Raw genomic sequence first — 19,872 nt, 5'->3', positions numbered from 1 at the left:
GGCGGACCGGAACTTGGGGGCCTCCAAACGCATGCCTTGGAACCGCTTGAATGAGCTGAAAGCCTGGCCGGGTTTGCTCCGGGGGCCCCGCCCGGGTATACCGGATATACATGAGGATAGAAAGGGGCGATTACTATTAGCTCCGGTGCTGCTTTAGAGCAAAGGGTGCCATCAAAAGAGTCCATCCGGGAAGGGGCTCAGATGCGTATGCTTCAAGCCATCCTGTATGTGCCAACGGTCGCTTATCTTATAGCACTGACCATATTCCCTCTAATTTACTCGCTCTATATAAGCCTGTTTGATTACACCCTGACTGGGGGAGGGGCGAAGTTCGTCGGCCTTGGCAATTACGCCTTTCTTCTCAAGGACCCGGATTTCTGGATTTCAGCCCTGAATACCCTTATAATCGTCGCGTCCACGGTCAGCATAGAGCTGGTGCTCGGCATGGTTATCGCGATCCTTTTAAACAGGCGCTGGAAGGGGTTTGGCCTGTTTCAGCTGCTGATTTTCATCCCGATGATGCTATCTCCGCTGGTCTTAGGATACTTCTGGAAGTTTATGTACGATTCCCAATTCGGCATAATCAACTGGTTCTTGTCGCTCGTGGGGACCGGGCCTGTAAGCTGGCTCACAAGCCGCGCCCTCGCGTTGCCATCGATAATTCTTGTGGATGTATGGCAGTGGACGCCGTTCATGGTCCTGATAATACTCGCGGGGCTCCAGACCGTTCCAGTTGAGGAATATGAGGCCGCGAGCCTGGACCGGGCATCGAGCTGGCTCCAATTCAGGAAGATAACCCTCCCATACCTCAAGCCTTCTATACTTCTTGCAACACTGTTGCGAACAATAGATTCCTTCAGGATGTTCGACCTGGTATACATCCTGACCGGTGGAGGTCCCGGCAATAGCACTCAGACTTTATCGCTTGCAGCCTATAAATATGGCTACCAGTTCTTCCAGATCGGTAAGGCTGCAGCCCTGTCCTGGGTCATGGTTATTATCGTGAATATCATAGTAACCATACTTATGAAAGTGATAAAGGGGAAGCCCCAATCGCAAAAGGCTATATCTTGAGGGGGGAGAAGCGAGGATGAGGAATGTCAACTTTCGCACGGTGTTGATTTACCTTCTTACGATATTGGTGACCGCGATATTCGTCTTTCCGTTGTTGTGGCTATTTCTTACCTCCTTTAAAACCAGGGTTGAGATACTGGCGATACCTCCGAAGTTCATATTCAAACCGTCTCTGGGCTACTATTCATTCGTGTTGCACTCGCCCTTCATGACGGGGTTCAAGAACAGCATAATCATTGCAGTCGCTTCTTCGGTCTTTTCAGTTATCCTTGGGACGCTTACGGCGTATGGGCTATCGAGATATCCCATACGCTTGAGCGAGAACCTGCTATTTTGGATGCTATCTCTAAGGATGCTGCCTGTCATTGCGATCATAGTCCCAATGTATATGATATTCCGGGCCCTTGGCCTGCTCGATACCCACATTGCCTTGATCCTTATCTACAGTATATTCAACATTTCCTTTACGGTCTGGCTTATGAAGGGGATGTTTGATGAGGTCCCGCGCGACCTCGAGGAGTCTGGCATGCTTGACGGCTACTCCCCGTTCGAGGTATTTTCCAAGGTCAGCCTCCCCTTGGTATCCGCTGGAATCGCCACGACTGCGGTATTCTGCCTCATACAGACCCTGAATGAATTCATGCTGGCTCTTATTCTTACTAACAGGGTGGCCGTGACGGCTCCGGTTGCCCTTAGCGGATTTCATGCGTTCTTCGGGATAGATTGGGGAAATATAACAGCCGCCGCAACGATATTCCTCTCCCCCGTCATCATATTTACGATATTCGTCCGGAAGTATCTCATCCGCGGGCTGAGCTTCGGCGGCATGAAATGAATTAAATTAGTGGTGTGAAATGAATGAATTAAACGCGGCATGATGGAGGCCAATAGCATGATGCGAAACAAATAGCGAGAGATCGGCGCGCATGGGGATCACGGGAAGCGGGAAGGAGGATGACGGGTGCGTGGCTAGCATCACACTTCGGGATTTGGCCCTTAGATATCCAGGAGCCAGGGAGGAAGCTGTAAAAGGGATCAACCTGGTCATAGAAGATAGAAAGTTCACCGTTTTTCTCGGGCCATCCGGTTGCGGGAAAACATCGACCCTGAGGATGATCGCGGGGTTCGAGAAGCCTTCCAGAGGAGAGGTATGGATAGGAGATAAGTTGGTAAATAACGTCTACCCCGGGGATAGAGATATAGGTATGGTTTTCCAGAGCTACGCCCTCTACCCCCATAAGACGATTCGCGAAAATCTCGCATTTTGCCTCAATGCCCGCAGTCGGAGGGTTCCGAAATATGAAATTGAGAAGAGGATCCAGGATATCGCAAGGATGTTGCGCCTGGAGAAGTATCTGGATCAATACCCCAGGGAGCTTTCCGCCGGTGAGCAGCAAAGGGCGGCGATCGGTCGGGCCCTCATCCGCCAGCCCCAGGTCCTCTTGCTGGATGAGCCTTTATCAAACCTGGATGCAACGCTCCGGGCGGAGATGAGGACGTTTCTCCGAAAGCTCCAGCAGGACCTCCAGATAACCTCCGTGCACGTAACTCACGATCAAATAGAGGCGCAGGCCATCGGAGACAACGTGGTGGTTATGGATGCCGGCGTTATCCAGCAAGTTGGCTCACCCCAGGAGGTCTACCGCCAGCCCAGGAATCTATTTGTCGCCGGCTTCATAGGGACCCCTGCGATGAATTTTTTCTCCGGGCACCTCGAGGCCGAGGGTGGGGTTACTTATCTCGTGGGTGCTGACTACCGGATACCCCTTCCCCCACCTGTGGCTGCCAGGCTTATTGAGATATCGGCCCCGAGGGAGGTTGTTGTGGGTGCCAGGCCGGAGCATATCCTCATAAAGGAGAACGGGGCCTGCCGATCTGGATCTGAATCTGAATCTGGAGCCAGGGAATATGGGTTTGGCTCCAGGATTGCCATCCTGGAGCATGTGGGGAACGAATGGGTCATCGATATAATTGTTGGGGGCCAGGTAGTGAAGGTACGAAGAGATAGGGATTTCCTGGGGTTCAGGCCGGCTCCGGGCAGGGACATATGGCTTGAGCTACCGGGTGATAAGACCTACGTCTTTGATAAGAGAACAACGGAGCGAATCATATAGCGGGTATATGGCTATGAGTGGGCCTGAGCAGGGCGTGGTATTACTTACCTTATTGCGATCTCACGGCAGGATGAAAGGTAGGCGCGTGCTTCATGGCGGAGGTCAGTTTAAGGGATGTAGCAGTAGGGTTTGGCGAGGAGGACGTGCTTCGCGGGGTGAATCTCTGTGCTCCTGATGGGAAATACACCGTGCTTGTCGGGCCATCAGGGTGCGGGAAATCCATACTCCTTCGAGCTGTGGCGGGGCTTGAGACTCCGAGGTGCGGGGAGATTTATATAGGCTCGCAAAAGGTTACAACTGTGAATTCTAGCGACAGGAACGTAGCAATGGTCTTCCAGCGGTTCGCCCTTTACAGGCACATGACAGTCTACGAGAACCTCAGTTTTTCAATGGTTGTGGCGAGAAAGACGAAACAAGAGATTGATAAGAAGGTAAGGGAGGTAGCCGAGCTCCTTCACATTGCAGACCTTCTAGATAGGTTGCCGGATAGGCTTTCTGGGGGGCAGAGGCAACGAGTTGCCCTCGGAAGGGCTCTCGTGCGCGAGCCGGCGGTCTTCCTTTTCGATGAACCGCTCGGCGCACTGGATGCCAAGTTGAGGGCTGAGATGATAGTTGAACTCAAACGGATTCAACAGGATTTTGGAGTCACAACCATCCATGTTACCCACGACCAGATGGAGGCCCAGGCGCTCGGGGATTATATAGCGGTCATGAGGCAGGGTATCATAGAGCAGTTTGGCACGCCATCAGATGTATACGACAATCCGGCAAATAGATTTGTCGCCGGGTTTATAGGCAGTCCGCCTATGAACTTCCTCGACGCTCTTATTGATGCGGACCTCCCCGGTGGTCTGAGGATTACGGCAGCTGATGAATGGATTGGCTTGCCAGGAACGCTATATGGTTCTTTACATGATGCTTTAAAGGGAAGCGCCTGCAACGGGAGGGTTGTCATAGGCATACGACCTGAGCATGTGAGGGTCTTCCGGGAGAAAAAGGATAACGCTATTGCCTGCGTTTTGCAGGTTGTGGAGCCTTACAGCGATGAGCTTTTACTGGATCTAGGCCTTGGCGGCAGAAATGGGCATTCCCTGAAGTGCAGGGTCTACCGCAGCCAGGTGGCATTTGAGCCGCGCGTGGGGGACGCTGTGTGGGTTGAGCTGCCGTGGAACAAGATCCATTTCTTCGACCACCAGAGTGGTCAGCGCCTGGAATCCCGCGGGCCAGATGCTGAGCGGGGCTAACCCTGACCTGGGCCGAACCTGGGCCGGTAGGGAATAACGGAAGGGAATAATGAATCGGGAGCGATGGGGAGGATGGCTGATAATCGGGTAGAGTTCGGAGGGAGCTTGAGCGAAGAAAGCGCCGTGCCCCTCTATCACCAACTTTTGGGGATAATAAAGCGCGGGATAATGGCAGGCCTGTTCAATGCAGGAGATATGTTGCCATCAGAGCGCGACCTCTGCGAGAAATACAAGGTAAGCCGTTCGACCGTGAGGCAGGCGATAGATGCCCTTGTGAGCGAAGGCCTGGTTTACCGGAGGCAGGGCAAGGGCACCTTTATAGGCCGCCCCAAGATGCAACGATCCCTGCAACATCTCTACAGCTTCACGGAAGACATGTACCGGATGGGGCTCATTCCAAGCTCAAAGATACTGGAGATGGTGGTGACCGAGGCCAGCGCGGATATTGGCAGGAACCTGGTGCTGCCCGCAAGCGATCAAAAGGTGACCAGATTCACCCGGATAAGAATGGCAAATGACGAACCCTTGTTGATCGAGACCACATGCATCCCACACTATCTCTGCCCGGGCCTCATCAAGCGGGATCTTTCGCGACAATCCCTTTATCACATACTCAGGGACGAATATGGCCTTGAACCGTACAGGGCTGTGGAGACGCACGAGGCTATCTCGCTTGCACCTTCAGAAGCTAAATTGCTCAAGTGTAAACCTGGCATAAGTGGTTTCTCCATCGAACGGATAGCTTACCTTGAGACGGGTGAGCCTATCGAGATCACAAACTCAATAACTCGCGGGGACAAATGCAAGTTCGTGGTGGAGCTTTGGGCGAATAGCGCGCAGATCACGCGCACCTTGAAGCCCAGTCAATTTCAACAAGTGACCAATAGGTAGCAGGCGAGCAGGGGATAGACAGGTGACGGATGAGCAGGGGATAAAAAGGAACTGGATCATTTCTGAGATATGATCTTGGGGATATGATAGTGAGGGCCCGCGGGATGGCGGAGCAAAAACAACTTCAAGAAAGGTACGGCGATGGGGTATATGGCGATGGGGCATATGGAGTGTTTCATTGGCATCGACCTTGGCGGCACCAATATCAAGGTGGCTGCGGTATCCAACGAGGGGTGGGTGATAGCAAAGACGATGGGCCCGACCGATGTCCACCGTCCCCCGCAGGCTGTGGTTGAGACGATGGCCGGGATGGCTAGAGTGGTCATGAATGAGGCCAGGGGAAGAGGCTATGAAGCGGGGGCGGTTGGGACGGGCATTCCGGGTCTCATAGACTGGGATGCAGGCGTTTGCATTATGTTGCCCAATTTTCCCGGGAAGTGGGAAGGTGTTCAGCTGAAATCTCTTCTTGAAGCGGATCTCAAACTGCCCGTCTATGTGATAAACGATGCCAGGGCGACCACCCTGGCCGAGAAGCGCCTTGGCGCGGGGAAATCCGTGGATAGCCTGGTGCTGGCTACGCTTGGGACGGGTATAGGCGGGGGTGTTGTTGTGAACGGCGACCTCTACCTCGGAGCGGACGGCGGCGCGGGCGAGGTCGGCCACATCATCGTGGAGCCCGGCGGGATCTTGTGCGGGTGCGGCAACAGGGGGTGCCTCGAGGCTTACGCGAGCGGACCCGCCATGGCCGCCATGGCGATCAGGGCGATAGTGCAACAGAACGATACCCTGATACGCGATCTCGTTGACGGGGATCTAAACAAGGTCACCCCAAAGGTTATCGCGGAGGCCGCCGAGAAGGGCGATAGGGTTGCGATCGATGTTATTGAGGAGGCTGGGGAGTATATAGGGATAGCCCTCTCGAGTGCAGCTACCACTATCAACCCTCAAATGGTCGTGATTGGAGGAGGGGTGGCGCAAGCGGGGGGAAGGCTGATGAACAAGATCAAGGAGACGATCCATTCACGGGTTCACATAGTCCCGGGCGAGAAGATCCAGGTGGTCCTTGCAGAGCTCGGGCCGGATGCAGGCATGATAGGTGCTGCCCTGTGGGCCAAAGAGCGCCTGGGGCGTTAAAGGATATATTCGAGACTCACTTTAATGGAGGTTGAGGCAAACCATGAAGAAGGTTTCGGTAGGAGTCATAGGTACGGGCTTTATCGGGCCTGCGCACGTTGAGGCTTTGCGGCGCACGGGGCTCGTGGATGTTGTTGCTATCGCTGATATAGATCAGGAGGTCGCAGATCGCAAGGCAGAGCAGCTCGGCATCGAGAAGGCATATGGGGACTGGCGGAAGATACTGGCCGATCCCGATATCGAGGCTGCTCACATCTGCACGCCCAACAACCTTCACTACCCCATGAGCAAAGCAGCTCTCGAGGCAGGCAAGCACGTGGTCTGCGAAAAGCCCCTCGCCATGAACTCTAAAGAGGCTGAGGACCTCGTTGACCTGGCCAGCCGCACCGGGCTCGTGAACGCCGTTCACTTCAATGTCCGTTACTACCCGCTTGCCCACCAGGCCCGAGCGATGATTGAAAAGGGCGATATCGGGAAGATATTTGCAATCCACGGGTCTTACCTCCAGGACTGGCTCTTCTATGAGACCGACTATAACTGGCGGCTCGAGCCCGAGTATAGCGGGGAATCGAGGGCGGTAGCCGATATCGGCTCCCACTGGCTCGATCTCATTGAATTCATTTCGGGCCTCAAGGTCAAAGCTGTGTGCGCTGACTTCGCCACCTTCCACCCGGTCAGGAAGAAGCCCCTGAAGCCTGTTGAGACCTATGCAGGCAAGATATTGAGCCCGGAGGACTACCAGGATGTCCCCATAAACACCGAGGATTACGCAACGGTGCTCCTGGAGTTCGAGGGCGGGGCAAAGGGCGTTATGACCGTAAACCAGGTTGCAGCCGGCCGGAAGAACAGGCTTTACTTCGAGATCGATGGCTCGAAGAAGGCCCTGGCATGGGATTCTGAGAAGCCCAATGAGCTCTGGATAGGGAGGCGTGATGGGAACAACGAGGTCATGATCAAGGACCCATCGCTCATGTATCCCGAGGCTAGGGACATAGTGAGCTTCCCGGGAGGGCACACCGAGGGGTTTCCGGATACAACAAAGCAGATGTTCAAGCAGGTGTATTCATACATCGCCTCAGGGGACTACAAAAAGGGCATAGCCCCCAAATTCCCGACGTTCAAGGACGGGCACCGGGAGATCATGATGTGCGAGGTCATCCTGAAGAGCGCGCGCGAGCGCAAATGGGTGGAAGTAAAATAGAGGAGGGACCTACGATGAAATTGGGTTTTCTGACCGCAGCGCTGCCCAAGAAGAGCCTGAAGGAGCTTGTGGACTGGGGCTCGAGCAAGGGCTTCAAGATGCTAGAGGTTGCATGCTGGCCTGCCTCATACGAGAAGAGGAGATACGCTGGCACCCAGCATATCGATGTAGTCAACCTCACGGCAGATAAGGCATCGGAGATCAAGGCCATGTTCGCCGAGAAGAACATGCAGATTTCCTCTCTCGCATACTATCCCAATAACCTGGACCCTGACCTTGCTGCCAGGCGAGAGGCGCATGAGCACCTCAAACGGGTTATAGTCGCGGCCCAGATGCTTGGTGTCGGCGTTGTCGGGACGTTTGTCGGCAGGGACCCGAAGGCGAACGTGGAGGAGAGCCTTACAGAGTATAAAAGGGTGTTCCCTGACCTTGTGAAATTTGCTGAGGATCACGGTGTGAAGCTAGCGATAGAGAACTGCCCCATGCTCTATGAAGACAGGTGGCCTGGCGGGTCAAACCTCGCTTCCACCCCTGAGATATGGGAGAGGATGTTTGAAATGATCCCCTCGGACTATCTCGGGCTCAACCTGGATCCCTCGCATCTCATCTGGCAGCAGATCGACTATATCCAGGCAGTCTACGACTTCAAGGACAAGATATTCCACACCCACGCCAAGGATACGAAGATGCTCAAAGATAAGCTCGGCAGGAAGGGGATATATGGCTTCGGGTTCTATATGGATAAGATAGCGGGGTTGGGGGATATTGACTGGAAGGGGTATCTGAGGGCACTTTACGAGGTTGGCTATGACTATGTCGTGAGCGTCGAACATGAGGACAGGGGCTGGGAGAGGAACGAGGAGAATATCCTTGATGGGATTTACCTTGCCAAGAAACTTCTAGATCCTTATTTCGTTTAGACTTTTCGCTAGACCTTGACTGGGCCTTACATTCTTTATATTTTTCCTTATACACTATTACACTATACATTTCCCCTGGCGGGATACTGGATACTATTGTAGAGAGAGGCTCGTAACCTTCCAAATCTGCCTGGCCGCGGAGGAATATAGTTCCCACGGCCACCCGCGGCCAGGCTTGAGCGGGAAAGGCGCTGGAGTCTAGAGCTGGATTGCCCTTTTGACCTCCTCGTAGACTACCTTGAGGGGCACCCCATGTTTTCTGGCGAGCTTCCTGCAATCCTCGTATTCCGGGGCTATGTTCAAAATCTGTCCCTCTAGCCGCGCAACCTTGACCCTGGCCTCGCCGAATCGCGTAGTCACGGAGATCGAATCGCGCTCAGCCTTTCGGCGCATCACCCTGTGAATCCTCACCCCGAGGGTCGTGGTCTCCATCATTATGGTTCTTGCTATTTCGTCGAGCTTTTCGCCGCAGGTTAGCACGGTGAGCACAGTGCCAGGCCGTTCCTTCTTCATGATGACCGGCGTCAAAAATACATCAAGCGCCCCTTTCTCAAAAAGGACCTGCATTACGTGGTCATAAAATTCCGGGTTCATGTCGTCGATGTTGCATTCGACAATTACCTCGTATCCGGCATCATTAGTCCCTGTCACCTCAGCCAGGGCCTCAACTGCTCCAGTTTTTCCCTTGGCGCGGTCCTCGCTACCATCCGCTCTCTTGCGCTTAACCTTTTCGCCAAGGTATATTCGGAGGAGATTGGGTATATCAAGATTCTGTTTGCCCGCGCCATAGCCGATGCGCTCAAGGTGCATCTCCGGGCACCCGCCGAAGGACTCAGCAAGCGTGGTGATGATCGCAGCGCCGGTCGGGGTGACGAGCTCACCCTGGACGCCGGTGGCGTATATGGGCACACCCCTCAAAAGCTCCAGAGTCGCAGGCGCAGGCACCGGGAGCATGCCATGCGCGCATTTCACAAACCCGGTCCCGACGTGCAGCCGGGAGGCGTAGATTTTCGTGACCCCCATAGCCCGGAACCCTAGGACGGCCCCCACCACATCTACAATGGTATCGACTGCACCCACCTCGTGAAAATGGACCTGGTCCACAGGGATGTTATGCACTTTAGCCTCAGCGACGGCAAGTCGCCGGAATATCCGGCGGCTCATCTCCATTGTCGCCTCGTCCAGGTCGCTTGCATCGAGCACGGCCTCGATATCAGAAAGGCGGCGGAACCCCTGAGCCCGGGGATGGCCTGGATTCAAGTCCGTAATTACTTCGATGCTTGTACCGCTTATTCCATTCCGGGCTGTCTTTTCCACTTTAAGTTCAAAGGCATCAGGCCCCGCCAGTTTCAGTTTGTCGAGGCCTGTTTTGAGCTCACCAAGATCCAGCCCGGCATCCACGAGGGCCCCGAGTATCATATCCCCGCTGATGCCGCTAAAACACTCGAAGTACGCTATCTTCATCAGGTGTTTCACCAGTCACCTCCATGCATTCCTGCGTTAGTTTGCGTTAGTTATTTTCCCCTTCTCCGGTGGTATTCTCCCCAAGCTTGTTAATGATCGATGCCAGATATCCTGCCCCGAAGCCGTTATCGATGTTGACCACCCCTACGCCTGCAGCGCAACTATTCAGCATAGCTAAAAGAGGAGCGAGTCCCTGGAAACTGGCACCATATCCCATGCTTGTCGGGACGGCGATCACGGGCTTGTCGACTATTCCTCCTACAACGCTCGCGAGCGCGCCCTCCATGCCGGCCACCACTATGATCACCCGCGCGGCGAGGAATCGTTTGACGTGGCTGAGGAGCCGGTGGAGGCCAGCCACCCCCACGTCGTAGATTCTCTCGACCATGTTGTCCATAACCTCAGCCGTTACGGCGGCTTCCTCGGCCACCGGGATATCTGATGTGCCGGCGGTAATGACCAGGATGATCCCATTTGATAATCGGCCAGCAGCTCGCTTCACCACCGCCAGCCTCGCGGTTTCATGATAGACGGCGTCCGGGGCGATCTCCTTCACCGCATTGAATACCTCGGAGTCCGCTCGCGTTGCGAGGATATTTTCGGATCCCTTATCGACAAGGGCCCGGACGATCTGTCCCACCTGAGCTGGGGTTTTGCCCTTACAGTATATGACCTCGGGAAATCCGTTTCTGAGATGTCGATGATGATCGACCTTCGCGAAGCCGAGATCCTCAAATGGGAGGTGGCGTAGTTCTTGGAGCGCCTCATCGACTTCGACGCTTCCGTCTTTTACCGATTCCAACAATCGCCTGATTTTTTCTGGGTTCATAAACCATCCTTATCCTCGTTTCTAGAGATGCCATTAATCCTTTTCGGTTCTTTTCGCCTTTCAGTTGTAAGTGGGAGGTTCATGCTCCCCATGCGATAACCCTCGAGATCGAGTGTTACGTAAACATACCCTAGCTCTTTGAGCTTAGCTACTACAGTATCCGCTTTCTCGAGGAAGAAGGTCGTCTCATCTTTAGATATCTCGATCCTCGCGATATCCCCGTGATGACGCACGCGCAGGTCACGAAGGCCCATATCCTTTCCCATATCCCTCAGGAAGTCCTCAGCCGCCTCCACCTGGTGGAGCTTACCCTCCGTAATCTCCACACCGTAAGGGAAACGCGTGGCGAGGCAGGCACGAGCGGGCTTATTCCACGTGGTAAGGCCTATTCCCTTCGAAAGGACGCGGATATCATGCTTGGTAAGTCCCGCCTCCTTGAGAGGGCTTCGAATTCCGAGCTCCGCGAGAGCCGCCATCCCGGGGCGGTAATCACCCGAGTCGTCACTATTCGAACCATCCACCACACAGGCAAGCCCTCTCGCCACGGCCATCTCCTTCAACATGGAGAAAAGGTTCTTTTTACATAGGTAGCAACGGTCGGGAGGGTTGTCCTTGAAGCCCGGGATATCCAGGACCTTTATTTTTATTATCTCATGTGGGACGCCGAATTCACGGCCCAGGTCGCGAGCCTCGGCTATTTCGCGGGTGGGATGGACCTCGGAGTAAATAGTGACAGCGAGGAGTCGAGGCTCCGACCCCAATACCTCGCTTGCGATTTTCAAGAGGAAGCTGCTGTCAACCCCGCCCGAGAAGGCAACAAGGATGCTGCTCATTTCGGCCAGGTTTTCACGTAGAGCAGCAAGTTTGCCTTGCAGGGTTTTCGTCGATGGCATATTTTCCACACCCCATCTTTCTGCACCTATCTTTATTCTTTATGCCGCATTATGCCGCTCTACCCCGAAAATGATCCAATTACTTCCAGATGCATTTTCATTCTCTGTGGCGCCGCAGCGCGGCATGGGGGGTCTAATCAGATACCTCGGTTAGCGCACATAAATTCTCGCCCCTTTGGGGCTCAATACATCAGGACCATGCGCGCGAGGCCATTCGACACCGTGAGATTCCAGGAGGTCCCTGTCGCTTATGATCTCATGAGTTTCTCCATGAGCCACAACCTCACCCCTATCGAGGATGATGATGTGGGTGCAGAGCTCAGAGATGAAGTCCAGATCGTGACCGACGAGAATCTTGGCCAGCCCGATCTCTTGCAGGACGGCATGGAGCCCCCTCTTGCCCCTGAGGTCAAGTCCCTCAAAAGGCTCGTCGAGGATCAGGAGGGATGGATTCATCGAAAGGACCGTCGCCAGGGCGATGCGCTTCTTTTCGCCGTAGCTAAGATGATGCGGCAGGCGCCGTTCAAAACCATCCATTCCAACGCTTGCAAGCGCGTGCCTTACCCTCTCACTCGCTTCCGCTGGGGAGAGTCCCTGATTCAGGGGGCCAAACGCCACGTCATCGAAAACCGTGGGGCAAAAGAGCTGATCATCGGGGTTCTGAAATACGTAACCTATCCTGGAACGGATCTTTCGCAGATTCTGCCGGTTAACCGGAAGGCCGAGGACATTTACGATGCCCTCACCTCGCAGGATCCCACCCAGATTGAGGAGCAAAGTCGATTTGCCTGCGCCGTTTGGTCCAACGATCCCGACGGATTGCCCCGTATACACATCAAGAGAGACGTTGTTGAGGGCACGGGTCCCATCCGGGTAGGTATAGCTCAGGTTTCGAATCTCCACGATCTTCTCCAGGTTCTCCGGGCCCTGCACGGCTTCATGGCCAGGAGCTTTCACATCATATGGATATTCAGTTGTTCGAAGGTCAGTCGTCATAAAACGTCGACCACCATAAATCTAATTGCGAGAATGAGGATGAGAAACAAGGCTAGGCATAACCAGTCCTTTGCGTTCATAGAGAACTTCTTAAAACCCGGCATCTCTCCAGTGAAGCCCCTGGAGTTCATCGCCCGGGATATCCTTTCGGCCCGCTCCCATGTGCGGAGAAAGAGGCTCCCGATGAGGTAGCCCGTCATTTTGAAGCGCCAAAGCGAACCGCCCCCTATCGCCCCTGTAGTCCTTGTAGCCTTTATAGCCCTTGTAGCCTCTCCGGTTCGTGAAGTCTTCAATCGACACGAGGTTCGCCATGAAGTTTTCACTCCAACCTCATGCGAGAATCTCATACCAGAGGCTCTCATATCATATGAGAGTTTCATGCGCCGGATTTCCTCTCCCAGCACAGACATATAGCGATAAAGGAATAGGAGCGTGACAGCTATGACCTTTGGCACTCTGAGATGCTCCATCCCCTTTGTGAGATCGGCGAACTCCGTCGTGGAGGTGAGGATGATCACTCCAAGTGAGGAGAGCCACGCCTTGAATCCGGAATTACCCAGGGATGCCGCCAGGGACGCGGCCAGGGATTTGCCGAGCGACGCCGCCTTGCCCGCGCCCGCGGGTGTAAAAGAGGGATCAGCGTGCATGAGGGCTCCCAGCCAGGTCGAGCACGCTACCATCGCTGCAAATGGCAATACGACAAGGGAGCGTCGCAGGAGGCGGCCCGGCGGAATTCTCGCAGAGAGGGACGCCACGCCGAGCGGGATCAGGAAGAATGCAAATTTCCACGGCGCTACCGGGGGCATTGTCACTACAAGTATAACGAATGCCGCCGCGCAAAGGAGCTTTGCCCGCGGATCAATGGCATGGATCACGGTCTCGTACGCTGCGCCTCCTGCAGGTTCAGGCCGGCCAGTATCGGGCTCGCAGCCGCTATCGGACCGGCAGGTTTGGTTGATCTGGTTGACGCATTCTTCGTGGCCCATGGCCTAACGCATCGACCCGTGGCCGCGGCTGCGGCTCATCCTGGGCTTCATCAGCTGCCCGAACAAGAAATAGATCAGGCCGAAGACCACGACCGTGCCTGTGAATCCTGCCACCGATGTGGCGATCACGCCATTTTTTATTCCCGGGAGGGCGTAATCCGGAATAGGAGAACTGATCACCGGCTCCCCCTCGGCCTTCTGGATAAATCCATGATCCTCCGCTACTCGCTCCAGGCCATCGGGCGAGGGGGAGGCGAACGGGGAGACGATAACGGCAAGGAATAGGGCCACCAGGAGGCCCACAAGGTATTCCTTTTTCATGGTTTCTCAGCACCTCGCATCATAGTAATCCTCGTAATCCTCGACTATGGCCTGGCCTCGAGCGATATCTTACCGGGACCGAGCCCTTCGATAAGATCCGGCCTTACATGAGCCAGGTATGCAACCACGCCCGCAGTGATCAGGCCTTCGCCGATTCCGATGAGCATATGCCATCCGACCATGGCAGGCAAGACGACGCCTAACGGCGCCGTCCCCGAAAGCGCAAGCTCCAGCGATGCCGCCGCTGCAGCCAGGACGACGGAAAACCATGATGCTACGAACGCGCCGCGGGATACCCCTCGCACCCCGCCGCCGAAGGCTTTACGAACGGCAACGAATACCGCATATCCTATCATTGTCGCTATGACTCCCATATTTAATACATTGGCTCCCAGCGCGGTAAGGCCTCCGTCCTGAAACAGGAGACATTGCACGATCAAAATCGCAGTCATAACCAGCGTCGCCCTGTAAGGCCCCAGGAGCGTAGCCGCAAGGACCCCACCTATCAAATGTCCGGACGTCCCGCCCGCCACGGGGAAATTCAACATCTGGGCGGCGAAGATAAAGGCTCCCATAACTCCCATCAAGGGGGCGGAAGACTCTAACTCCGCCGGGGATTCAGGCTTTCCGCCATCAGTTTTCTCACCCATCTTATTAAATCTTTCTTAGCACGCATAACCCTTGGGATAGGTAGCGGTGAGGTTGTTAGTTAGGCGGTGAGTATCCAACATTTGCCGCTAAACAAAGTAGCTAGCCCTGTGCTACCATTAAGGTAAGCAAAAACCAATAATGGAGGCACAGCATGATGACGGCTAGCTACGCTATAATTATACGCTTCACCCACCCCAGCACGCAACAGCAAGAATATAGGTTGAACTTCGAGGCACCAGCCCTACCTATGTTTTTACCTAATTCAGGCTCATCTGGAGCAGGTTTTATGGATAATGCAGAGCAGGCTGTTATAGAGATTGCAAATCAGATACAACGTGCGCTCTTTGTTCAGCATCTGAAGTTGATTGACGCGCAGGTATGTGAGAATCTATCCCATCGGAGCCCTGAGTGTCAGGTTGTTCGCGACGGGTACACATCCTTAAAAGTCGCTACCAGGTTCGGTGTGGTCAATGTGGAACGTCAGGTATTGGAGTGTAAGACTTGCGGTGAGCATTTCATCCCCATGAATGCTCTTCTCCCTGAACACAATGGGATAGTCATCACCAGGGGGCTCCAAGAGATGGCTTGTCTGTTTTCGCTTTTCTCGTCATATGAGGGGGCTGCGCGCCTTTTGGGACAGATCTCTCACGACCCCGATGTCTTGTGTGCTCGGGAGGTGGAGAATTTGGTAAATCAACATGGGTCTATTGTAAGACAACAGGAGGCGGAAAGAGCCAAGGTTATGGAGAATACCCCTGATGTAAAACCGGAAGCGGCTTTCCAGCAGTTGAAGGATATGTCTCCATCGCGGAGGAAGGTCTGGCCGGAGGATGTTCAAGAAGCGGTGAATCGCACGCTTGAGCGGCCTGAGATAGAAGAGGTTCCATTTGGTTTACCAAAGAGGGACTGGGATAGGATTTTAGAATACGTGAGGGGAAGTTGGCACTCAACTAAAGAATTAGACCCCTTTCTATTAGCTAATTTAGGGCCTAAACCCCAAGAAGGAGAGGTGGTAATCTTCGCGGACGGGATTGTCATCCATGGTAGGGGTTCATGTAAGCGTCCGGAAGAGACCATAGTAGTTTTACGGATGGGGGATAGAGGTCGGTATTTCAGCGGGGCCAGAGATGAAGTAACACGGATTGTGAGAGCATGGGTGATAGCACTTAAACCCACAAAGATCACCCTCGTTGGGGATGGCGCTCGATGGATACGAGAAGGGCTTTATGGGGAGCTGGTGGGTTTGGGAGATGAGGTTAGGCTTGTCTTGGATTGGTACCATCTACGGAAGAAGGTTGGGGAGCTTCTCAGCATGGTATGCAACCGCAAGAAGCACAGGAACGCAATCATGGACGAGATCCAACCGCTACTCTGGAATGGGAAAGTGGACGAGTCGATAGACAGACTGCGTACTCTACTGCCCGAGCCGCGGAATCCGGAGCGGTTTGAGGAGTTGCTCTCGTATCTTGAGGCGAGGAAGCCAGCCATAAAGGACTATAATACACGCAGGATAAACCGCGAATATAACGGAAATGGCGTTGTAGAGAAAGCAAATGACATTTTGGTAGCGAGGCGCCAGAAGGGGGCTGGGATGAGTTGGTCCTAGAAGGTTCAGACACCCTTTGTGCTTTGACTACTCTTTGGCATAACGCTGAGTGGGATAGCTACTGGGCCCGTCAAGCGGCCGCTTAATGACCGGTCATCCCAGACCTTATGCGTGCTAAGAAATCTTTTGATGCTGTAGGCCACCGCTCCTGCACTCAGGAGTGCAGTGCTTAACCAGACTTTCGTATCAAGAAAACCATCAGGGATGTGCATTGCCGACCCTCCAATACATAGCGTAGCCGCGGCCTTTCCTTGAAATAGGCTTTTCCTTAGAAACAACAGAAACAACGCAAAAAGGCCACGACGAGCTTACTTAAGCCTACACGGCTTTAGTGAAGATCTTCGTGACCTTCCTTACTTTACCTTTCTACTTCCCTTTCCTACTTCCCTACGCTTGCGTAGCGCATCCTGTCGCGCTGCGGTGTGCCTTCTTCGGCAAATTCTTTATATAGGGTTACTTTTTATAGAGATCTCCTAGATCAACCTGTGTGCCATTTTATATTCGGCGTCGAGACCCGAATTCCTTCTCTGAATAATATATATTCGTCTGTTTGTCAGGTTCGGTATCGAAAGTTATTGAGGATAGGGGGTACCGAGCAGGATTTGCGATGTCAATGTCGAATACTTATAACAAACGATTAGTAAAAGCATTTATAAATTAGTTCTTAGAATATGTTCCCCTCAATTAACTTGACTTCAGTTAACTTGAAAGGATGGGTAATGGCTGGATGAAGGCGATTGTAGTATTGATAGATACGTTGCGACGAGATCATTTGGGATTCTACGGGAATAAGTGGATTCAGACTCCAAACCTCGATAGATTCGCTGCGCGCTCTGTCGTTTTCGATAACGCATATGTAGGATCATATCCGTGCATGCCGGCGCGACGCGAGCTTTTCACTGGGAGGTACGAGTTCCCCTGGCGGGGCTGGGGCCCCCTGGAAGATAATGACGCAGATATAGCTTCCATCTTACAAACGGCGGACATCCCCTCCATGTTGATTACCGACCATTTTCATCTGTGGGAAAGGGGCTCCGGGAACTATCATTTCGCCTTTACTGGCTTCGAATTCATCCGTGGCCAGGAAAACGACTTTTGGATCACCGATCCAGATATTAAGATTGAATATCCTGCGGCGAAGGAAAAACTCGCGAAACATATAAAACAGGGTGGTTTCGAGCGGTACGCCAGGAATATAGCCTTCCGGAAGACTGAGCGGGATTATTTCGCCCCCCTGGTTTTCCAGACGGCCATTGACTGGGTTGAGCGTAATCGCAATCATAAGGATTTCTTCCTTATGATCGATTGCTTCGATCCACATGAGCCTTTCGATCCGCCATTCCCGTATAATCAGATGTACAACCCCGGCTATAAGGGGGACCAGGTTATATGGCCGAATTACGGTTACTGCGATCTTTCCCCCGAAGAGCTAAACCAGGTAAGAGCATTGTACGCCGGTGAGGTAACGATGACCGATCGCTGGCTGGGTTTTTTTCTCGACAAGGTCGAGCAGCTGGGACTGATGGAGGATACAATGATTGTTATATGCACCGATCACGGGCATATGTTTGGCGAGCACGGGCTGATGGGTAAACCTTGGAGTGCGATGGCCGACTCTAACTTGTATCAAGAGATTGCCCATATCCCTCTGATGGTTTATCACCCCAAACTGGAGACGCCGGGCAAACGCATCTCTAAGCTAGTGCAAATCGTTGATGTATTCCCGACTGTCCTTGAAGCTTTACATATTCCTATCCCGGATAATATTCACGGGAAGAGCTTGCTGCCTTACGTTTTGAATTCCGGCGAAAGCACAACTATTCGTGAATATGCTTGCTATGGTCGTTATGGTGAGGCAATAAATATTACGGATGGAGAATGGACTCTCTTTCTTTGGCCGCCTACTGAAGCCAATAATCCGTTGTATTGGTACTCACCGCGGCCTCCCAAATTCCATGTAGAAAAGGTTATCGGGCCATACGAAAATGGTCGGTACCCCTGCGAAGTCCCCCGCGGGCATTCCAGGAGTGCCTTGTATAATGTGAAAGATGATTACCAACAACAAAGAAACCTGATAGACGAAGAACCCGGTGTCGTGCGAAGGCTTGTTAACGGCTTAAAAGATTTCATCGCCTCAATCGGCGCACCTAGAGAACAATTGGTTAGACTTGGTATTTCCGAACGATAAGGAGTAGACTATGAAAACGAGGCATGTGCCGGGAGGCAATTCTTCAAAGATCCAATTGCCTCATAAATCTTTAGCTAATCCTAATAAAGTACGTGTGATCCAGGCGGTCAGAAAATATGGGCCAGTTTCTGTCGCCCGCATTGTTCAATTTACAGGCCTTAGTAAACCAACCGTTGATCAGTACGTTGAAGTGCTGCGAAAGGATGGGTTCATCTACGCTGAGGGGTTAGGAGAGTCAAATGGGGGGAGACGTCCGACTCTATATGCATTTTGTAATTCGGCATTCTATACTATTTCCATTGAGCTGGAGATCCCGAGGTGTCGCGTTGGAGTCGTGGATTTAGAGGGAAATGTGCTATCGCACTCTGAATATATGATATCCTCATCAAAGAGTATTCAACAAGCTTTGCTGGATATTGCTGAGCAAATCTACGAGATCATGACCCAACTTGGTATACCGGGAAATCGATACCTTGGTATAGGTATAGGCGTAAGTGGCTACTTAAGCAAAGGGCAGGGCGTTGCGTTATTTTCTCCTCGTTTAGCGGATTGGCGAGATGTACCATTGCGGAGTTATTTTGAGCAGCGATTTGGCTTACCTGTTTACCTTGATAGCTGGATTAACCTTGCGCTCTTAGGACAGATAAATGCTGATTTTCAGCCGTTGGGTGAAAATCTCGCTTATGTTGATGTGAGCCGTGGGGTCGGCGCGGGGCTGTTGCTCGGTGGGAAAAGCTACACTGGACCATTTGGAAATGCTGGAGTCATTGGACATATGGTGATGGAACCCGGAGGCCGCCAATGTCATTGTGGAAAGCGCGGCTGTCTCGAACAATACTGTTCTGAACCGGCTTTGGTTCGGCGATTTCGTGAACTAAACTCCCCAGAGAACGGGGATACGGACATCTCGGCCGATATTATTTTTTCAAAATATGAGGCGGGCGATGAAATTGCCCACCGGGTCGTGGAAGAGGGTTTCAAATACCTGGCTACCGGCGTTGCAAACTTGATTACGCTTTTCGAAATTCAGACAGTCATCATGGGAGGTGTGCTGGCCAGCATTCCTCCCAACTTGGCTCAGCTTTTATCCAACCTGATTTGCGATAATACCCCGCCGATTCTCAGGAGAAGCCTTGTTATTAATTATGCTTCTCACAGGGATGTGGATGCTGTTCTCAAAGGGGCAATGCATCTCACTGTAGCGAGCCTATTCGATATTTCGCAGGGGATGGCGGTATTAAAACATAAAGGGGATAATGGGGGGATGCCTATATACAAATGAAGTGCGAGACTGGATGTTGGTATAAGCTCAATAACTATTCTTGATGGTCGGCAATTTCTGTCCTCTGGAGCGCCGGCG

Annotated in this window: 19 protein-coding genes; 11 read left to right on the top strand and 8 right to left on the bottom strand. The window is 53.0% G+C overall.

The genetic code is table 11. From position 1 onward, the window contains the following. Positions 1-201 precede the first annotated feature (201 nt). The 8 genes from HPY71_12240 (at position 202) to HPY71_12205 (ending at position 8,578) form a co-directional block, all read left to right on the top strand. On the top strand, positions 202-1,074 hold the full coding sequence (locus HPY71_12240) for a sugar ABC transporter permease (GenBank protein NPV54265.1): 873 nt from the start codon (positions 202-204) through the stop codon (positions 1,072-1,074). A 16-nt stretch (positions 1,075-1,090) separates the two neighbouring features. Further along, positions 1,091-1,909 (top strand): carbohydrate ABC transporter permease, encoded by an 819-nt coding sequence (locus HPY71_12235; GenBank protein NPV54264.1) that lies wholly within the window; start codon positions 1,091-1,093, stop codon positions 1,907-1,909. Between the two features lie 130 nt (positions 1,910-2,039). Beyond that, positions 2,040-3,188 carry an ABC transporter ATP-binding protein gene (locus HPY71_12230; GenBank protein ID NPV54263.1) on the top strand — a complete coding sequence of 383 codons (1,149 nt, stop codon included), beginning with the start codon at positions 2,040-2,042 and terminating at the stop codon, positions 3,186-3,188. Between the two features lie 92 nt (positions 3,189-3,280). Beyond that, positions 3,281-4,432 (top strand): ABC transporter ATP-binding protein, encoded by a 1,152-nt coding sequence (locus HPY71_12225; GenBank protein ID NPV54262.1) that lies wholly within the window; start codon positions 3,281-3,283, stop codon positions 4,430-4,432. Between the two features lie 72 nt (positions 4,433-4,504). Next, positions 4,505-5,323: a GntR family transcriptional regulator gene (locus HPY71_12220; protein NPV54261.1), complete on the top strand. Its 819-nt coding sequence runs from the start codon at positions 4,505-4,507 to the stop codon at positions 5,321-5,323. A 165-nt stretch (positions 5,324-5,488) separates the two neighbouring features. Continuing rightward, the gene (locus HPY71_12215; protein ID NPV54260.1) at positions 5,489-6,457 is read left to right on the top strand and encodes an ROK family protein; all 969 of its coding nucleotides are present in this window, start codon (positions 5,489-5,491) and stop codon (positions 6,455-6,457) included. Between the two features lie 43 nt (positions 6,458-6,500). Next, the gene (locus HPY71_12210; GenBank protein ID NPV54259.1) at positions 6,501-7,658 is read left to right on the top strand and encodes a Gfo/Idh/MocA family oxidoreductase; all 1,158 of its coding nucleotides are present in this window, start codon (positions 6,501-6,503) and stop codon (positions 7,656-7,658) included. Between the two features lie 14 nt (positions 7,659-7,672). Then, a complete protein-coding gene (locus HPY71_12205; GenBank protein ID NPV54258.1) occupies positions 7,673-8,578 on the top strand; it encodes a sugar phosphate isomerase/epimerase in 906 nt (301 codons plus the stop codon). 198 nt (positions 8,579-8,776) lie between these two features. Here the strand turns inward: HPY71_12205 and larC are convergent, their stop codons facing one another. The 7 genes from larC to HPY71_12170 all read right to left on the bottom strand — a co-directional run bounded on the left by larC (position 8,777) and on the right by HPY71_12170 (position 14,717). Next, positions 8,777-10,042 (bottom strand): nickel pincer cofactor biosynthesis protein LarC, encoded by a 1,266-nt coding sequence (larC, locus tag HPY71_12200; GenBank protein ID NPV54257.1) that lies wholly within the window; start codon positions 10,040-10,042, stop codon positions 8,777-8,779. 46 nt (positions 10,043-10,088) lie between these two features. Next, a complete protein-coding gene (larB, locus tag HPY71_12195) occupies positions 10,089-10,871 on the bottom strand; it encodes a nickel pincer cofactor biosynthesis protein LarB (protein NPV54256.1) in 783 nt (260 codons plus the stop codon). Then, the gene (gene larE / locus HPY71_12190; GenBank protein NPV54255.1) at positions 10,868-11,764 is read right to left on the bottom strand and encodes an ATP-dependent sacrificial sulfur transferase LarE; all 897 of its coding nucleotides are present in this window, start codon (positions 11,762-11,764) and stop codon (positions 10,868-10,870) included. The genes larB and larE overlap by 4 nt, the downstream gene beginning before the upstream one ends. Positions 11,765-11,914: 150 nt before the next feature. Continuing rightward, a complete protein-coding gene (locus tag HPY71_12185) occupies positions 11,915-12,760 on the bottom strand; it encodes an ABC transporter ATP-binding protein (protein ID NPV54254.1) in 846 nt (281 codons plus the stop codon). Further along, complete coding sequence (locus HPY71_12180) at positions 12,757-13,746, bottom strand: hypothetical protein (protein NPV54253.1); 990 nt, start codon at positions 13,744-13,746, stop codon at positions 12,757-12,759. The genes HPY71_12185 and HPY71_12180 overlap by 4 nt, the downstream gene beginning before the upstream one ends. A 3-nt stretch (positions 13,747-13,749) precedes the next feature. Beyond that, positions 13,750-14,067 (bottom strand): hypothetical protein, encoded by a 318-nt coding sequence (locus HPY71_12175; protein ID NPV54252.1) that lies wholly within the window; start codon positions 14,065-14,067, stop codon positions 13,750-13,752. A gap of 44 nt (positions 14,068-14,111) precedes the next feature. Further along, on the bottom strand, positions 14,112-14,717 hold the full coding sequence (locus HPY71_12170) for an energy-coupling factor ABC transporter permease (GenBank protein NPV54251.1): 606 nt from the start codon (positions 14,715-14,717) through the stop codon (positions 14,112-14,114). Positions 14,718-15,004: 287 nt separating this feature from the next. On the opposite strand from HPY71_12170, the gene HPY71_12165 reads away from it, so the two are divergent. Beyond that, complete coding sequence (locus HPY71_12165; GenBank protein NPV54250.1) at positions 15,005-16,324, top strand: hypothetical protein; 1,320 nt, start codon at positions 15,005-15,007, stop codon at positions 16,322-16,324. Positions 16,325-16,329: 5 nt separating this feature from the next. Here the strand turns inward: HPY71_12165 and HPY71_12160 are convergent, their stop codons facing one another. Then, complete coding sequence (locus HPY71_12160; protein ID NPV54249.1) at positions 16,330-16,536, bottom strand: hypothetical protein; 207 nt, start codon at positions 16,534-16,536, stop codon at positions 16,330-16,332. A gap of 515 nt (positions 16,537-17,051) precedes the next feature. Between HPY71_12160 and HPY71_12155 the strand changes: the two genes are divergently transcribed. Next, a complete protein-coding gene (locus HPY71_12155; GenBank protein ID NPV54248.1) occupies positions 17,052-18,512 on the top strand; it encodes a sulfatase-like hydrolase/transferase in 1,461 nt (486 codons plus the stop codon). A 10-nt stretch (positions 18,513-18,522) separates the two neighbouring features. Then, positions 18,523-19,794, top strand: coding sequence for an ROK family transcriptional regulator (locus HPY71_12150; protein ID NPV54247.1), 1,272 nt, complete (start codon positions 18,523-18,525; stop codon positions 19,792-19,794). Positions 19,795-19,872: the final 78 nt, after the last annotated feature.

The organism is Bacillota bacterium (assembly GCA_013178125.1).
Lineage (GTDB): Bacteria > Bacillota > SHA-98 > Ch115 > JABLXJ01 > JABLXL01.
This window is presented reverse-complemented; position numbering and strand designations above follow the sequence as displayed.

Excerpts from the sequence above, each read along its gene's own strand:
- HPY71_12150 (NPV54247.1), top strand. The coding sequence starts at position 18,523 with ATGAAAACGAGGCATGTGCCGGGAGGCAATTCTTCAAAGATCCAATTG.
- larC (NPV54257.1), bottom strand. The coding sequence starts at position 10,042 with ATGAAGATAGCGTACTTCGAGTGTTTTAGCGGCATCAGCGGGGATATG.
- HPY71_12160 (NPV54249.1), bottom strand. The coding sequence starts at position 16,536 with ATGCACATCCCTGATGGTTTTCTTGATACGAAAGTCTGGTTAAGCACT.
- larB (NPV54256.1), bottom strand. The coding sequence starts at position 10,871 with ATGAACCCAGAAAAAATCAGGCGATTGTTGGAATCGGTAAAAGACGGA.
- HPY71_12220 (NPV54261.1), top strand. The coding sequence starts at position 4,505 with ATGGCTGATAATCGGGTAGAGTTCGGAGGGAGCTTGAGCGAAGAAAGC.
- HPY71_12235 (NPV54264.1), top strand. The coding sequence starts at position 1,091 with ATGAGGAATGTCAACTTTCGCACGGTGTTGATTTACCTTCTTACGATA.
- HPY71_12170 (NPV54251.1), bottom strand. The coding sequence starts at position 14,717 with ATGGGTGAGAAAACTGATGGCGGAAAGCCTGAATCCCCGGCGGAGTTA.
- HPY71_12240 (NPV54265.1), top strand. The coding sequence starts at position 202 with ATGCGTATGCTTCAAGCCATCCTGTATGTGCCAACGGTCGCTTATCTT.
- HPY71_12165 (NPV54250.1), top strand. The coding sequence starts at position 15,005 with ATGGATAATGCAGAGCAGGCTGTTATAGAGATTGCAAATCAGATACAA.
- HPY71_12205 (NPV54258.1), top strand. The coding sequence starts at position 7,673 with ATGAAATTGGGTTTTCTGACCGCAGCGCTGCCCAAGAAGAGCCTGAAG.
- HPY71_12210 (NPV54259.1), top strand. The coding sequence starts at position 6,501 with ATGAAGAAGGTTTCGGTAGGAGTCATAGGTACGGGCTTTATCGGGCCT.
- HPY71_12215 (NPV54260.1), top strand. The coding sequence starts at position 5,489 with ATGGAGTGTTTCATTGGCATCGACCTTGGCGGCACCAATATCAAGGTG.
- HPY71_12175 (NPV54252.1), bottom strand. The coding sequence starts at position 14,067 with ATGAAAAAGGAATACCTTGTGGGCCTCCTGGTGGCCCTATTCCTTGCC.
- larE (NPV54255.1), bottom strand. The coding sequence starts at position 11,764 with ATGCCATCGACGAAAACCCTGCAAGGCAAACTTGCTGCTCTACGTGAA.
- HPY71_12185 (NPV54254.1), bottom strand. The coding sequence starts at position 12,760 with ATGACGACTGACCTTCGAACAACTGAATATCCATATGATGTGAAAGCT.
- HPY71_12180 (NPV54253.1), bottom strand. The coding sequence starts at position 13,746 with ATGGGCCACGAAGAATGCGTCAACCAGATCAACCAAACCTGCCGGTCC.
- HPY71_12155 (NPV54248.1), top strand. The coding sequence starts at position 17,052 with ATGAAGGCGATTGTAGTATTGATAGATACGTTGCGACGAGATCATTTG.
- HPY71_12225 (NPV54262.1), top strand. The coding sequence starts at position 3,281 with ATGGCGGAGGTCAGTTTAAGGGATGTAGCAGTAGGGTTTGGCGAGGAG.